Annotated in this window: 5 protein-coding genes and 1 tRNA gene; all 6 read right to left on the bottom strand. The window is 66.0% G+C overall.

All coding sequences use genetic code 11. The features are described 5' to 3' along the window. Nucleotides 1–92: 92 nt before the first annotated feature. A complete protein-coding gene (locus tag M5D76_RS05555) occupies nucleotides 93–6,692 on the bottom strand; it encodes an autotransporter outer membrane beta-barrel domain-containing protein (protein ID WP_248922406.1) in 6,600 nt (2,199 codons plus the stop codon). Between the two features lie 111 nt (nucleotides 6,693–6,803). Further along, nucleotides 6,804–11,879, bottom strand: coding sequence for a hypothetical protein (locus tag M5D76_RS05550; RefSeq protein ID WP_248922405.1), 5,076 nt, complete (start codon nucleotides 11,877–11,879; stop codon nucleotides 6,804–6,806). 315 nt (nucleotides 11,880–12,194) lie between these two features. After that, nucleotides 12,195–13,898: a phosphoenolpyruvate--protein phosphotransferase gene (ptsP, locus tag M5D76_RS05545; protein WP_248922404.1), complete on the bottom strand. Its 1,704-nt coding sequence runs from the start codon at nucleotides 13,896–13,898 to the stop codon at nucleotides 12,195–12,197. 132 nt (nucleotides 13,899–14,030) lie between these two features. Then, nucleotides 14,031–14,957 (bottom strand): 1-phosphofructokinase, encoded by a 927-nt coding sequence (gene pfkB / locus M5D76_RS05540; RefSeq protein WP_248922403.1) that lies wholly within the window; start codon nucleotides 14,955–14,957, stop codon nucleotides 14,031–14,033. Between the two features lie 241 nt (nucleotides 14,958–15,198). Further along, nucleotides 15,199–15,275: transfer RNA gene (locus tag M5D76_RS05535), tRNA-Arg, on the bottom strand. 6 nt (nucleotides 15,276–15,281) lie between these two features. Further along, nucleotides 15,282–15,908, bottom strand: a complete 627-nt coding sequence (locus M5D76_RS05530) for an NUDIX hydrolase (RefSeq protein ID WP_248922402.1) — start codon at nucleotides 15,906–15,908, stop codon at nucleotides 15,282–15,284. Nucleotides 15,909–16,183: the final 275 nt, after the last annotated feature.

Below are 16,183 nucleotides of genomic sequence, written 5' to 3'. Positions count from 1 at the left end.
CAGAAAGCCCTCCTCCCGCTCGCAGGAGGAGGGCAAAACGTGGCAAGCGTAGTAACTTTTATATGCCGGAGCCGTCTGACGACAGCCCCTCGCTACGACATCTTGCGCAGGCGCACGCCAAGGCCGACGACCACGATCGCCGAGACGCCGAGAAGAGCCGCCGTCGCGCCCGAGGTCGCGTCGCCGGTCGCGGGGCTCCTCCGCTCGCCGCCCGCGTCGCCTTCTGCCTCCACGACCCTGAGGGTCGCGCGCGCCGGCTCGCCGTCGTCGAAGAGGGCCTGCACCTCGTGCTCGCCCAGGTCGAGCCCCTCGAGGTAGTCGGCGTAGAACTCGACGATGGCGCTGCCCGAGCGCGCGTCAAAGCGCTCGTCGTCGACGACCTCGCCGTCGACCGTCACGCCCACGAAGTGCGAGAAGGTCGTCTCGTCGTCGACGCTGCGCTTGAAGGTGAAGGTCGCGCCCTCGCCCGAGCCGCGCTCCCAGACGACCTCGTCGGCCTCGGCGCGATACGTCGGCGTCGCGTCCGCGTCCGGCCACGCCAGCGCGCGCTCCTCGGTGATGCCGCAGCGCGAGCACGTGTGGCGCTCGAGGCCGTCGGCGTCGGGAGTCGCCTCGCGCACGACCTCCCAGTCGCTCCAGTCATGCCCGTAGGCGGGCGTCACCACGGTGCGCTCCTGCACGGCGAAGCCGGGGTTCTCGAACCATGCGGTGTAGCGGGTCTCCCCCGTCTCGGTGCACGTCGGGAACGTGATGACCACGGGCACGACCTGCACCCGCCCGCCCGAGCCGGGCTCGACCACGGCACGTGCGACCTCGGTCTCCACGTGCTCGGCGTCGTCCTTGCAGACGCGCGTCGCCGTGACCTCACTCAGGTCGTCGGACCACGTGTAGGTGGGCTCCTCCCACGCGTGCTCGTGGTCGGGCGTGAGCATCGGGATGGCGATGGCCTCCTTGTGCGACGCGTCCCTGTTGCAGAAGCGCGCGATCTCGCCCTCGGACGTCTTCGTCGCGGGGACCGTGACGGACCAGTCGCCCCAGTCGTGCCCGAGCGCAGGCGTGGTCCTCAGGAGGAACAGCAGCGTCTGGTGGCAGCGGTCGCAGCCGAGCTTCGACCACGAGAACCCGGGCGCCACGCAGGTCGGGTCAAGCAGGTTCGTCACGACCGTCTCGAACGGCCGGTGCCCGAGCGCGTCGACGTTCTCGACCTTGGTCGCGTCGCATCCGTCGCGCTCGCAGCGGAAGGTCGCCTGGCCGCCCATCGTGCAGGTCGCCTCGTGCCCCTCCACGGGAGTCCCCTCGTCCCACGCGTGCCCGAGCGGATCGAGCACGACGCTCAGGGGGTCGACCTTCCACAGCCGCGTCCCGTCCGTCAGCGTGAGCGTGGGCTCGCCCTCGCCGAAGTTCACGAAGGTGCAGGTCTGCCCCTCGCACGCCCAGTGCTCGATGCAACCCGCCTCGGTGCAGGTGGCGGCCTTCGCGTCCACGTGCAGGGGATGGTGCTCATGATTCGTCGGGGCGATCGTGCGCGTCTCCGCGTGAGTGCCGTCGTGCAGGCACGTCCTCGTCTCGACGCCCTGCTCGGTCTCGGTGGGCGGCGTGGTCTGGGCCCAGTTGCTCCACTCGTGGCCGGTTGGCGCGACCGCACGCGTCTCCTTGTGCTCGGGGTCTCGCTCGCAGATGCGCTCCTCGACGCCCTCGTCGGTGCAGGTGGGCGCCTTCGTCTGTGTCCAGGAGTCCCAGTCGTGGCCGAGCGGGCCCTGCGCCACGTGGACCGGCTCGCCGATCCTGGCGCCGCAGGTCAGGCAGTAGGTCTCGGCGTCGTAGCCCCCACCCGCCAGGCACGTCGGGACCACCACGTTCGTGTGGCGCGGCTGCATCGCCGGCGTGTGCCCGAGCGCGGGCTCCGATATGGTCTTGGTCTGCGGCTCGAAGGCCTCGTTCGCGAAGGCCGCACGATAGACCGTCGTTCCACCGGTCGTGCAGGTCGGGCTCGACTTGACCTCGACCGAGGCGGCAGCCGTCTCCTCCTCTACGTGCGCGGCGTCGTTCAGGCAGACGCGCCGCGCGGTGCAGGTGCCGTCGTCCTCGCTCCACTCGTAGGTCGGCGCCGCCCAGTTGTGGCCCAGCGCCGGCACGTCGATCTCGCCGTTCGAGAGCTCGCGCAGGCCAAGCGGGTCGGCAAACGCACGCCCGCAGGGGTCGCTGCCCTTGTCGCAGACCCAGTAGGCCACGCGCCCGGGCGCCACGCAGGTGGCGGCGATCGCCTCGGTGAGGCTCATCTCGTGCACGTGCGAGGCGGCAGGCACCGCACGCCTCTGGACCGTGTCGCAGCGCATGCAGGTGCGCTCCTCGACGCCCTCCTCGGTCTCGGTCGGGCCCACCACGGTCGTCCAGTCGCCCCACTCGTGGCCAAGCGGCTCTACGGCCCTGGTCTTCACGTGCGACTCGTCGTGCGAGCAGCGCGAGACCTCCTCGCCCGCCGTCTCGCAGGTGGGCTCGACCGTCCGCTCCCACTCGGCGAACTCGTGGCCGATGGGCGCCACCTCGGCGTCGCGCGACTGGGGCGCGAACGCCGGGTTGTCGAACGTTGCGGTGTAGACCGTCTCGCCCCACTCGGTGCACGTCGGCGCATTCAAGACGTCCTCGCTCGCCGCCGCGTACCCCAACTGGAAGTGGAGCGGGTTTCGCGTGCACCGGCGAATCGCGTAGGCAGCCTGCCCGTCCTCGCTCCACTGGTAGGTCGGCTCGCCCCAGCTGTGCCCAAGCTCGGGCAGGAACACGTCGTCGAAGAACAGCTCCTCGGTCGCGGCCTCGTCGGCGAAGTAGTGCCCGCAGCCGTTGTCGCCGGCGCAGACCCAATGCTCGCGGAGGCCGACGGTGGAGCACGTCGCAGCCGACCCGTTGACGTGCCGCAGCGTGTGCACGTGCCCTTCCGCGGGAATCGTCGTGGTCTGGACGTGCGACGAGTCATGCGCGCACACGCGCGACTTGAGCGGCGCGCCCGACGGGTCCGGGACCCACTCGCCCCAGGCATGCCCCTTCGCTGGAACCTCCACCGAGAGCTTCTGCGTGCCAAAGGCCCTGTTGGCGAATGTGGCCGTGTATATCTTCTCGCCCGGAAGCATGCACGTCTCCGCCTTGATCACGCTCTCCTGGGCGAGAAGAGCCTCCTCCTCGACGTGGGCGTGGTCGTTTTGACAGACGCGCCGTGCCGTGCAGAGCTTGCCCTCGGGCGTGTCAGACCAGGTGAACGTGGGCTCACCCCACGCGTGGGCCGACGGGTCGACGTCTTTGACCTCGACGACCTGTGTCTCGAACGCCTCGTTGTCAAAGGTCGCGGTGTAGGTCACGGTTCCTTCCTGCGAGCACGTCGCCCCCGAGCGCACCACGGTGGCATTCGCGACCTCGGTCTCCTCGTCGTCCTCGTCACGAGCGCAGACGCGCCGTGCGGTGCAGGTCAGGTGATCGTCGCTCCACTCGTAGGTCGGCTCGCCCCACAAGTGCCCGAGGGGCTCGCCCTCCTCGACCGTCTTGTGCTGCGTCTCGAAAGACTCGTCCGAGAAGAGCGCGACATGTGATGAGGCCTTGGCCTTGGTGCAGCTCTGGTCAATCGTCCAGGAGATAACGCGCGCTTCCTCCGTGCCGACGAAGTTGCACCTGGCACAGGTATGCCTGGCCTCGCAGGAGTCATTGTCCTCGAACCACGTGTATGTGGCCTCGCCCCAGTCGTGCCCGAGGGCCGGGATGACGGTGTCCTCGTAGCTGACGGGCACAAGGAAGCCCTCCTCATCCTTCACGAAGAGACCGCCGCAGGGCTCCGATTCACCGCTTGCCTCCTCGCACTTCCAATAGAGTATGTTCCCGTCGGTCGTGCACGTGGGCTCCGTCGCCGGATGCTCGACGAGGCCGTGCTGGTGACGGTCCGTCCACTGAGCGGTAGCGACAATGCCCTCCGCGCCCCCGTCGAGCTTGACCTCTATCTCGGTTCCAGCACGCAGCGTGCCGGGATAGGAGGTCTCGGTTCCCGTGACCTGCCAGCCCACGAAGTACTTATCGAGAGAAAGCTTGTACGGAAGTCGATACGTCAGGCCCTCCGAGACGTAGCTCGTCTTGCCCGCATCCTCTGCCCCGTCCTTGAGCGTGATCGCAATCTCTCTGTGACCGCAGGGGCAGACATGCGTGTTGGGGTCAAAGGCATGCGACTCCTCACGAGGACCCTCGGCGGTGCAGTAGAGACAATTCGCCAGGCGGTGCACCTCGGGGCCGAGATCCGTGTACACCTTTGCGTCCGGATGCGTGCACGGCTCAATCTTGACGTAGTGCCAGCTGCAGCCCTCCACGCGATAGCCCGCGTCTACGACGTACGCGTCCTTTCCGTCATGGTAGTGACTGACGGTCACCATGGCCGAGTCGTAGACCTGTTTGGACCCCTCGTGGTAATCCTTGTGACCAGCGCCGATCGCGGTCGAGCAATTGTTCCCCGCAAGGGCAAAGATCGTGCCGCCCTCTGCGATGAACTGTCCCCCGCAGCCGTCCTGACCACCGCCGATGGCCGCGGCCTCCTTGCCGCCGAAGGCGTTGACCGTGCCGCTCTTGACGGTAAGCGTCCCGCCATCATCGCAGTCCTGGCCACCGCCGATACCAGCGCCCTCGGAGCCGCCCTCCGCATAGACGTCAGAGTTCGTAATGGTGACGTTTCCGCCGTCACCATCCTCGCCACCGCCGATACCGGCGCCGCGGTCCTTGCCGTACGCCTTGACCGTGGAGTTCTTAATGGTGACCTTACCGCCGTCGGCACCACCCCTGTCGGAGTCGCCACCGCCGATGCCGGCCCCATGCTTTCCTCCATAGGCCTCGACGTAAGCGTTCTCAATCCTGATGGGATTGTCCTGGTCGCCGCCCTGGCCACCGCCGATGCCAGCGGCCCACTTGCCACCCTTGGCGATGACGTGCCCTCCGAGGATCTTGATGGGGCCGTTGCCATGGTTCTCGACGCCGCCGATGCCGGCGCCCTCGTGGCCGCCGTAGGCCTCGATCCAGCCGCCGACGATGGTGACAGAGCCTCCCCTGCTGTTGCCATGCCTGAAGCCGATGCCCGCGCTACGAGAGCCACGGGCGTCAGCAATGAGCTTTCCGTACTCGTCGTCGAAGCTGTTGTAAATCGTGAGTTGGGCACGAACCTTGTCGTCGGTGCGGTTGAGCTCGATGCACTCCGTCTTGAGGGTCTTGCCCGCCACCAGGATGAGGTTGACGTCTCCCCTGACGCCGATGTAGTCATTGATCTTCTTGTCTTTCCTCGCGACGAACCAGACGGGGTCCTTCTCGTCCCAGTCGCCCCAGTGGTCGGTCGTCGCCTCCCTGTACCAGATGCACTCCTGCTCGCCACCGTTCTCATCCTTGTAGTGGATGACGATGACGCACTGGACCTCACCATAGACGTCACCCTCGTCGACCATGAAGAAGCGGATGTCCTCCTGCTTGTCGTTGGGGTTGCCGAAGAAGAAGGTGGAGGGGTCCGCGCCCTCGTTGAACTCAGAGAAGTTCGTCGTGAAGATCTGATGCGCGTCATCGCAGAAGACGCCGATCTTCGCGCGCGACGTGAGCGCCGCCTCAAGGGTGAGCGTGTGCTTCTCCTTGATGTAAACGTCGTTGTCGACGCCATCCGCATCGGTATTGCCCTGGACAACGAGCGATCCGGAGATCAGGAACGTGCCGTTCTGATAGATGCCCGCACCGCCCATGGAGGCGGAGCGGTTCTTGGTGACGGACCCGCCCGACGAGGCCATGGTGCCATCGTTGTAAATCCCACCACCGTTCCTGCCAGCCTCGTTCTCGGAGATGGTGCCGGCCATGAAGGAGAGCTTGGAGGACTTGGAGCCAGACTCGTTGTAGATCGCGCCGCCAAAGGTCGTTGCGACGTTCTTCTGAACGCGCGTCCTTCCCATGAGAACCATGACTTCGCTGTTGGACTTGATGTAGACGGCCCCGCCACGCTCGGCATGGTTGGAGGAGACGTTTCCGCCCGAGAGCGTGAGGTTTCCCCCCTTGCCGTTATAGATGGCACCTCCGTACCCGGTGGAGTCCACGGCGGTATCCGTAGAGTTGTTCTGGATGAGGCCATTCGAGATGTTGGCCTTGCCGTAGTTGCAGATGCCGGCACCGTCATGCCCCTTCAGGGACACGTTCTCCTCGATGACGCCGCCGGCGATCGTGAGGCTTCCGTCCTCCGCGTTGTAGATGCCGTTGCCATCGCATGCGCCGGTGTTGCCGTAGATCCTTCCCGTCATGATCGAAAGGCTGCCGTGGTTCTCGATGCCGCGCTCGCCGGCCGTCACGCGACCTGCATTCGAGCCGCTGCTGTCTCGGAGCGTACAGGTCGTGCCTGCCCGGACGAGGATGATGGTCTTGGCGGCCGTGGGCAAGACCTTGCACCCCGAGAGCGAGTGCCCGGCGAGGTCGAGCGTCAGCGTTTTGGCCGAGATCTCGAGCGTGTTGGCAAGAACGATGTCTGCCGCAAGCTTGATATCGGTAGAGGTGGAGCCCTCGGAGACGGCGGCGCGCAGCTCATCCTCGGTCGAGACCGAGGTGGGCGCCGCAAGGGCAGGCCTGGGGAATAGAGCCGCCGCAAAGGCGAGGGCGACGGCAAGAAGCGCCGCCCTTCCTGCGAACCCGATGCGTCTGCTGGCGTCCATGATGGGCCCATCCCGTCCTATCCTTCGGGACCGCCCGACACCGCCTCGAGCAAGCCCCGCATGTGACGGCGGGCGCCCGAATGGCCCGGACGTCCGCCGACATGCTATCTATTACTCCTCTTCCCCCGGCTCACCGCCCTCGACCTCGGCGCGCCGCTTGCCGTAGGCGGCAAGGGCCGCACCGGCGAGACCGAGTCCGACCGGGAGCGCCGACGCGGGGTCAGCGGTATCCGGCAGCCGCGAGCGACGCGCGGCGTCGGAGTTGGGATCGATGTCCGTGACGGTCGTCGGCGAGTCGGCGTAGCCGAAGATGCCAGAGGTGGGATCGCCGACGGAGACCGAGTGCTGGAAGGTCCTCGTCTTGCTGGCGTCCGGCGTGAGGCGGTTCTGGACGACCGGGTAGGTGCCCGGCTCGACCGAGTACTGCTGGAAGACGGGCTCGTCGTCGTCCATCGCGGCAAGTCCGCCACCCTCCGCCATGACCGGGTCGGTCGCGTTGAAGGAGATGAAGCAGACGCCGGCCCAATCTTCCGGGATGTCGACCTCGACACGGTAGATGGAGCGCTTTCCGGGAGGCAGGGCGTAGTCAGGCTCGATGTCGGTGGGCTTGCCCTCGTCGTCGGCAGGGTTGTAGGAGGACGCCTGCAGGCTGTTCTCGTCGAACGTGAGCGAGAAGGGGGCGTTCACGGGCGTGACGCCGTGGTCGATGTAGTTGCCCTCGGCGTCGCGGATGGGATTCTCGTCCGCGTCGATCTCGATGTCATGGCGATACATCTGCAGCGTGCAGCCGCTAAGGAAGGAGTTGCCGTCGTTTCTGATCGTGACGTCGAACTTCGCGGTGCCGCCCGCGGGGACCGCGGGAAGCGTGCACGCGGAGCCGACGACGGTGCAGCACTGCAGGTTGGGGACGGACGTGTACCAGAGGCGCGCGGCGTGGTAGAGGACGACCGTATTATCCGGGTCCCGCGGGTCGGTCATAGTCTCGCCCGTGTCGACGAGCTCCGAGCTGAGTACCTCGAAGGGGGCGTAACGGTCGTGCGTCGTGACGGCGGCGAGCTGGTCCATGCTGTGAGGCACGTCAGCCGCGACGAAGGGGTCGGAGAAGTGCAGGACGCCCTCGTCGTTCTTGCGGACGCGGCACGCCATGATGTGATACACCGCGTCGTCGGTGCCGACGGGGTCCAGACGTTCGCCGTTCTCGTCGTAGAAGATCTCGTCACTGCCGGTGCGACCCTCGGGCCAGAAGATGAACGAGCCGCTGCTGTTGAGCGCGAACCGGGAGAAGCTGAAGCCGTCAGGCCCGATCTCCTCGAAGTGCAGCACGTAGGTGTCGAGGGCGCTATGCGTCGGGCTCCATGTCGCCTTCTGAAGCACCCACTGGGTGTAGTCCCAGGTGTCGGGACCGCCGTGCAGGAACTCGGCGGTCGAGCGATAGTCTGCATTGGCGAACGACGTGAGGAAGCAGTTCTGCTCGACCCAGGGAATGAGGCTGATCGTGCCGTCGAGCATGGGACACTGGCTCGCCGTCGTGAAGAGCCCCGTCTCGGGGTCGAAGTCGAAGACGAAGAAGTAGCCCTCGCTCGGCCCAAAGAGGGTCAGTGTGTAGAGCTCGCCGATACGGGGGCTGAGCGTCATGCGCAGGACCGAGGCGAAGTCGAACTTGGCAAATTCCAGGCGCTCGTCGAGCTTGTCGCTGTTGGGAATGTTGACCTCGACGTAGCCCGTGTCGGTCCTCAGCAGCATGAAGCGGGGGCGCACCGTGACGACGTCATTGCTGTCAGAGAAGACGCCTTCCGCCGTACCCGAGCAGCGTTCGAGGAAGCTGACGAACAGGGCGCCGTTGGTGTCGGCCTCGTCGGACGGCATGCAGTAGATGTTCGAAATGTTGTGGAACTTGCCGTCAGGGTCCTCCTCAGGGGCAAGAACGCTCGAAGACGGCAGGGTGTACTGGAGGTAGGCAGCACTGGAGAAGTCCTCGGCCAGCAGGTCCTGTGCATAGAACTGCAGGTAGGTGAAATAGAGATCGGTTGCCGCCGCCGCGATCGACGTGCCATCGCCGCTGGCGCGCTTTCCGGAGACGAGAACGATGTCAACCTGGTCGATGTTGGCCGTGACGCCGCCGGCTGAACTTGTGAACTGGGAGAACGAGAGTCCGAACTCGTAGTCGAAGAGGTCCTTGTGGTTGACGTCCGTGCGGTCCGTGATGTCGAAGTCGATGACACGCTGCATGCCCATGAGGGTCGCGTAATCGCCGTCGGCATCGAGCACCGTCATGATCAGGCGGGAGCGGACGCCCGCACCATCCACGTTGACCGTTCCGATGCGGAAGGAGCAGGTGGCCCTCGTCGAAGAGCCGGTCGAGCTGGAGGTGCTGATGTCGATGACCCTCATGCGCGGGTCGCCGGCGACGAGGTTCTCCCCTCCCTCGGACGCGGTCGAAATGATGACGTCCGAGGAGGGCGTGACGCCGCCGGTCGGCTTGACGCCCTTGACGCCCGGGTCGGGCAGGTAGGGGCCATCGGCCTGTGCCGAGAGGCCATCGGCAGAGGGCGCGATGAAGGCGTCAGGATAGGAGACGCTGCTGCCGACATGCGCGTAGAGGGTGGCTCCCTCGGCCTTCGCCTCGGACTGCACCTCGGGCTGCACCTCGGGCTGGGCCTCGACCTTCGGGGCCTGAGCCTGGGAGGCGTCAGAGTTCGTCTGGGCGGCAGGCGCCTTGTCGGTCTCGGAGGCGGCAGGCGCACCGGCCTCGGCTTCCGCGGTACCGGCGGTCCCAGGGTCGGAGCTGGCGACGCCGGCAACTGCGCCGGCGACGGCGGCACCGGTCACCTGCGAGGTAGCCGGCTCGTCCGCCGCGGGGCTGGCGACGCCTTCGGGTGCCGAGGAGGATGCTGCCGTGGGCGCGCTCTTCTCGGCCTGGGTCGAGAGGGGCGCCGCACCTGCGGGTGCCGAGGCATCGGGCTGCGCGTCCGAGGCCCCATCCAGATCGGTGCCGGGGGCGGGCCTGACGACGTTGATGCGATACCTCGCGTAGGTGATGCCGTGGTCCCCTTCGACGGGATCCTCCACCTTGGCAGCCTCCCAGTCGATGGGCCTCGTGGTGGGTGTGGCGGGGTCGCCCTGGGGGACGAGGCTGCCGTCGGCGGCAGTGGAGAGCGGGGCCGCGAGAGTGCCCGACGCCTCGGTGGTCTTGGAGAGCATGGCATCAGTCACGATGGCCATGCCGTCGACGAGGTGGGAGATGTCTTCCGTGGCGCCCTCGACCTGGGCCTTCAGGTTTTCTGCCTGAGACTGGACGCTGCCGTCCCAGTTGTCGAAGAGCTTGGTCTCCTTGAGGGAGAGACCGTCGAGCGAATACGTCTGGGTGTAGAAGATGAACTGGAGGACGACCTCGACCTTTGCGGCCATGGTGCCGATGACGTGCGGCAGGGGCCTGTTCTTGGCGGCGGTGAGGCCGAAGTAGAACGACAGGATGAACTTGCCGCGCGCCGAGGCGCTCGCGACGCCCGCGATACCGACGCCGAACGAGAGGAACGGCGAGAACGTGACGGAGACGGAGAGGCCGGTGTTCGTGAAGTCGATGTCCCAGCTGGTGGGGTCGAGCAGGAACCCGGGCAGGAAGCTGGCGAGATCCGACCCCGAGAGGCCGTCGACCATCTTCGAGGTAATGCCGAACATGAGCGAGGCGACGGCGTCGAAGTTGAAGCCGCAGGTGAGGAGGAACGGGATGGGACCGGCCCAGAAGTTCCACGTGAAGGTGTAGTTGCAGGAGAGGTGCAGTTGGCCGCCGCCGTCGCCCTGGAAGATGCCCTTCTCGGTATCCCACTTGGAGACCGCCATGACCTGCAGGTAGACCATGATGTCGAAGACGGAGCCCATCGCGATCTTGGAGTAGCCGTACTTGTTCTTGTTGGCATACGCGGTGGGCGCCTTCTGGTCGACCATCTCGCTGAACTTCTTCTCGTACTTCTTGTACGCGTCCTTCGCGGAGTCGTAGGGCTGCTTCTTCCAGCCGGCCTTGTCCGGCTCGCCGCTGTCGTACTTGTAGCCGTAGAGCGGGATGGTGTAGGTGATCTGGCAGAAGCCGTAGGGGTCGAGGTTGATCGCAAGCGGCGTCTTGATGGGCGACATGATGTTTGCCTTCTGGCCGCCGAAGATGGGAACCCAGTCCGGCCAGGTGATGTTCAGGGCCGACTTGTCGCCGCTCGTGTTGGCCATCTTGAAGATGGAGTACTCGGGTGCGGCCTCAGCGGCCTTGGAGAGCACGCCCTCCTTCATCTGGAGCTGGACGGGCCAGGTGTAGACCTTGCTGGACTGGATGACGGCGACCTCGTACTCGACGCCCTGCTTGAAGGCGTTCGCGCCGCCGAGGAGGCCGAACTGCCCCATGAGCGTGGCCGTGAGGTTGCCGCCGCTCGGCGCGGCGGTGACGCTCGCGAGCTCGGTGCCGGCATCCTTCTCGCGAACGATGACCGTGGCGGCGCCGTCGGGGAAGTTGCGTCCCTCGACGACCACCGACATCTCGTCGGTGTTCTCGGTGCTGGTGAGGAAGGTGTTCCTCGTGTAGAGGATGTCCCACTCGTCGTAGGAGATCATGTGCGGGTACGGCGTGCTGTCACCTGCTTCGATGCTGCGCGTCGTGGCGACGAAGACGCCGGTTCCTTCCGCGCGGAAGAGAGCCGTCTGGAAGGTGCGGTAGCCGGCGAGCTCGATCTGGAGCGTGGCGTTGAAGGCGTACTCGTCGAGCTTGTTGATGTCCTTCTTCTCGAGGTTCTCCGACAGCTCGCGGATGTCGAAGATGATCTTGCCCTCGGCGTCGGTGACGCCCTCGACGGTCTTGCCGTTGTAGCGCGACGTCACGCGGACCTTGGCGCCAACGACGTAGGCCTCGGGCGGGATGGTGCCACTCTCGAGGCCCTCGCTCGTGACCACCGTGGTCGATGGGATCTTCGCGACGTCGACGGCCACGACCGCCATCTCGGTGCGCGTGACGACCGTGATCTTGGCGAGCTCCTCATTGGTGAAGGCGCCGCCGGCTTCGTCCTGCACGGTGAGAGCCTGGGCGACGCGCGCCCTGCTGAAGATGCCGACGCCGCCGATGGCGGGAAGCGCGATGAGCGAGCCCGCTCCGGCGCGCAGGAAGTTGCGCCTCGTGATGGTGTGCGTCGTCTTGGTGTCGTCGCTCATGTTCGCCTCGATCTCCTCGAAGGGTGCAAGGTCGCGAGCGCGTGCGCTGGCGAACCCTCAACACGGTGCCGTGCAAAGTCCACACACTAGGTGACAATATGCAAATTTTAGTGAGGCACGAGCAAAACAGGCGTTTGAGCAGCGCTTTTCGTCGATGTAAGGCACGTTTCAGGAGGTCAGCGGCGATTTTGGGGTGCGAGGGCAGGCTCTTCTCGGCCACGCCATGAAAAAGCCCGTGGGACGCCGGAATCCGGACATCCCACGGGCGAGGCCTCGCGACAAGGCGCGAGGCGATGTGAACGTTGTGGTGCGGCGCTACTTGACGGCAGCCTGGAGCACGGCCTTGACCTCGGCGGCGGTCTTCAGGGTGACGACCTTCTCGGCGAGGGCGTCGGCCTCCTCCTTCGTCCACTCAGAGATGATGCGGCGCGTGCGCAGGATCGACGGGGCGGAGACGGAGAACTCGTTCAGGCCGAAGGAGAGCAGGACCGGGATGAGCAGCGGGTCAGCCGCGGCCTCGCCGCACATGCCGACCATGATGCCCGCCTTGCGGCCCTCATTGATGATGCGCTTGAGGGAGCGCAGCACGGCCGGCTGGTAGACCTGGTAGAGGTAGGAGACGCGGTCGTTGCCGCGGTCGGCGCACATGGTGTAGCCGATGAGGTCGTTGGTGCCGATGGAGAAGAAGTCGCACTCGGCGGCGAGGTCCTCGGCGATGAGGGAGGCCGCGGGGGTCTCGATCATGGTGCCGACCTCGATGTTCTTGTTGTACTCGACGCCACGCTCGTCGAGCTCGGCCTTGCACTCCTCGATGAGGGCCTTGGCCTGGCGGACCTCGTCGAGGGAGGTCACGAGCGGCAGCATGATCTTGATGTCACCGAAGGCGGAGGCGCGCAGCAGGGCCGTGAGCTGCACCTTGTACTGCTCGGGGTTGTTGAGGCAGTAGCGGATGGCGCGGAATCCCATGAAGGGGTTCTCCTCCTTCTGGAGGTTGAGATACGGGATCTCCTTGTCGCCGCCCACGTCGAGGGTGCGGATGATGATCGGCTGGTCCTTGAGGCGCAGGGCGACCTTCTGGTAGGCCGCGAACTGCTCGTCCTCGGAGGGGAGCTCGGTGGCGTCCATGAAGAGGAACTCGGAGCGGAAGAGGCCGATGCCCTCGCAGTCGTGGTCGGCCGCGGTGTTGGCGTCGTCGGGGTTGCCGATGTTGGCGACGAGAAGGACCTTCTCGCCGTCGCCGGTGACGGTCTCCTTGCCGCGGTAGGCCTCGAGGGCCGCCTTCTCGTCGGCGTACTCCTTGGCGAGCTTGCGGTACTGCTCGAGCTCGTCGTCGGAGGGCTCGACCAGGACCTTGCCGTTGGTGCCGTCGGCGATGACCATGTCACCGGTCTTGATGTTGGTCGTCGCGCCCTCGACGGAGAGGACCGCGGGGATCTCGAGCGCGCGGGCGATGATGGCGGAGTGGGAGGTGCGGCCGCCGGTCTCGGTGACGATGCCGGCGACGTTGGTCTTGTCGATGTCGGCGGTCATCGAGGGGGTGAGCTCCTCGACGACGACGATCGAGTTCTCGGGGAGCTGCGAGAGGTCGACGACCTCCTTGCCGAGAAGGTCGGCGAGCAGGCCGGTCTTGACGTCGGCGACGTCGGCCGCGCGCTCACGGAAGAGCTCGTCCTCCATGTTGGAGAACATCGTGTAGTAGGTGTCGTAGGCGTCGCTGACGGCCTGCTCGGCGCACATGCCGGAGTCGATGGCGCCGTTGACCATGTCCTTGATGCCCTCGTCCTCGGCGAACTCGATGTGGGCGCCCATGATGGCCGCGGACTCCTCGCCCACGGTCTGGATCATGCGCTCGATCTGGGCATTGGTCTGGTCGACGAACTTCTTGAGGGCCTCCGCGTAGCGGGCCTTCTCGGCCTCGGGGTCCTCAGGAGCCGTCGGGGTGAAGGACAGGTCAGGGGCCACGGCCACCTGAGCCACGCCGATTCCGTACCCGTCGGAAGCGTTAACGCCTTTGTACATTAGGTCCTCCCGTCATTCGGCACATCGCTGTGCCTGCCACATACATGCCCGAGCCAAGACGACTGCGGGCAAAAATTGCCTTGCTAGCGGCACGCACCCGCTGTCAAAGGGCGCGTGCGGAGCGAGCGCCCGTTACTTCTCGGCGGCGATCAGCTCGTTGAGGTTCTCGTAGATGCGGTCGATCGTCGCGCGCTTCGCGATGCCCTTGCTGGCCGCGGTCGCGGTGCCGCAGGCGGAGGCGAAGCGGAGGGCGGTCTCGTAGTCGGCGCCCTCCTGGCACTTGGCGACGAAGCCGGCGACCATGGAGTCACCGGCGCCCGTGGCGTTGACCAGGCGGATCTTGGCGGTCGGAACCGTGTGGGTCTCGCCGTTCTGGTCGTAGAGCAGCGCGCCGTGGCCGCCGCAGGAGACGATGACGTTCTGGGCGCCGCGCTCGTGCAGCTCCTTGGCGAAGGGGATGCACTCCTCGGGCGTCTCGGGGCGGGCGTCGAAGATGCGGCCGACCTCGTGGTTGTTGGGCTTGATGAGGAAGGGCTCGGCGTCGAGCGCCTCGAGCAGGAGGCTGCCGGGGGCGTCGACGACGAAGCGGATGCCGCGGCCCTTGAGTCGCTTCATGATGATGTCGTACATGTCCTCGGGCAGGGACTTGGGAATGGAGCCCGTCAGCACGAGGGTGTCGCCCTCGCCGATGTAGTCGATCCTCTCGAGCAGCTCGTCGACCTTCTTCTCGGAGATCTTGGGGCCCATGCCGTTGACCATGGTCATGACGATGCCGTTGAGCTTGACGTTGATGCGGGTGAACCCGTGCTCGAGGCGGACGAAGTTCGACGAGATGCCGTTCTTCTGCATAGTCTTGACGAGGTAGTCACCCGTGAAGCCGGCGACGATGCCGAAGGCGACATTGACGACCTTCAGCTCGTTGAGCAGGGTCGAGACGTTGATGCCATTACCACCGCAATAGAGTTCCTCGCTCGAAGAGCGGTTGGTGAATCCCATGTCAAGCGTGAGGGGATGCATGACATAGTCGATTGCAGGGTTCAACGTGACGGTGTAAATCAACGGAAGCTCCTTCCAGCGCACAATGTAGATTCCATTATGCCGCAACGTCGATGCACGCGGACGCAAAAACCTAGGCATCTCTTCCACATAGACAAATTTTCTTATAGCGACACTCGCACAGCAAGATTTCGTGCGGCAACGGGCCGAGTCGTCGGCGCACGGAGGCGAGGCAAACGAGGGCACGCGCGCAGCATATGGCATAAAAAAGAGCCGCAGGGCTTGGCCCGCGGCTCGTATTTGCTGGTGCTCCCTAGGCGATTCGAACGCCTGACCTGCGGTTTAGAAGACCGATGCTCTATCCAACTGAGCTAAGGGAGCGTGCCGCTACATAGTATCACTAACGTGGCCGCGGTTTGCGGCGACGAGCGCCGCGATGATCGTCTTGGAGTCGATGATGACCCCTTGCGCGATCGCGTCGAGCACGTCGGCAAGGTCGACCCAGAGGACGTCGACGAACTCCCCCTCGTCGGGGCGGGCGGGATGCGCCTCGAGGCCGTGTGCAAGATATATATGCGTCGACTCGTCGGTGAAGCCGGGCGAGCCCGCGGAATGGGCGACGAGCTCGAGGCTCTCGGCCACAAGGCCCGTCTCCTCGAGAAGCTCGCGGGCGGCGCAGTCGAGGGGGTCCTCTCCCCCGTCGAGCTTGCCCGCCGGGATCTCGAGGGTGTGGCGGCCGAGCGCCACGCGATACTGCCTGACCAGGCAGATCCTTCCGTCGCGCACGGCGCAGACGCCGCAGCCCCCGTGATGCCGGACGATCTCGCGGTAGCCGCGGCTGCCGTCGGGCAGGTCGACGTCGAGCGTCACCGCCGAGAAGATCTTGCCCTCCCACCTGGTCTGGGAGGCGCGAATGGGCTCGGCCAGGCTTGCCCCCGACTCGAGCAGGGACCGCACGCGCTCGGCGCCGCCCGCCCGCCTGGCGCGTCCATCCGCCTGGTGCTCGTCATCCATCACGTCGCTCTCCCCTTCCCGCTCTCATCACGGCGCCCGCGCAGAGGCGAGGCGCGCGGGCACAGACTTCCACGCACAACTATAGAAGATGGCACGCGGCGCAGGCGGGCCGCAGGTTGCGGGTTTTATCGGAAGATGGCCCCGCGCGCGCCCTCGAAGCGGGCCGTGCGCCTATCATCGCTTGAGTACGCAGGCCGCGCATGGGCGCAGGCCGCGACAGATCCGCAGCGCGAAGCCGGCCGCAGCACGCCGCCGCGCACCCCTATCGATTGGAA

Source organism: Olsenella intestinalis (genome assembly GCF_023276655.1).
In the GTDB taxonomy this organism is placed as follows: domain Bacteria; phylum Actinomycetota; class Coriobacteriia; order Coriobacteriales; family Atopobiaceae; genus Olsenella_J; species Olsenella_J intestinalis.
The sequence above is the reverse complement of the archived record's forward strand: the minus strand, read 5'-3'. Positions and strand labels throughout refer to the sequence as shown.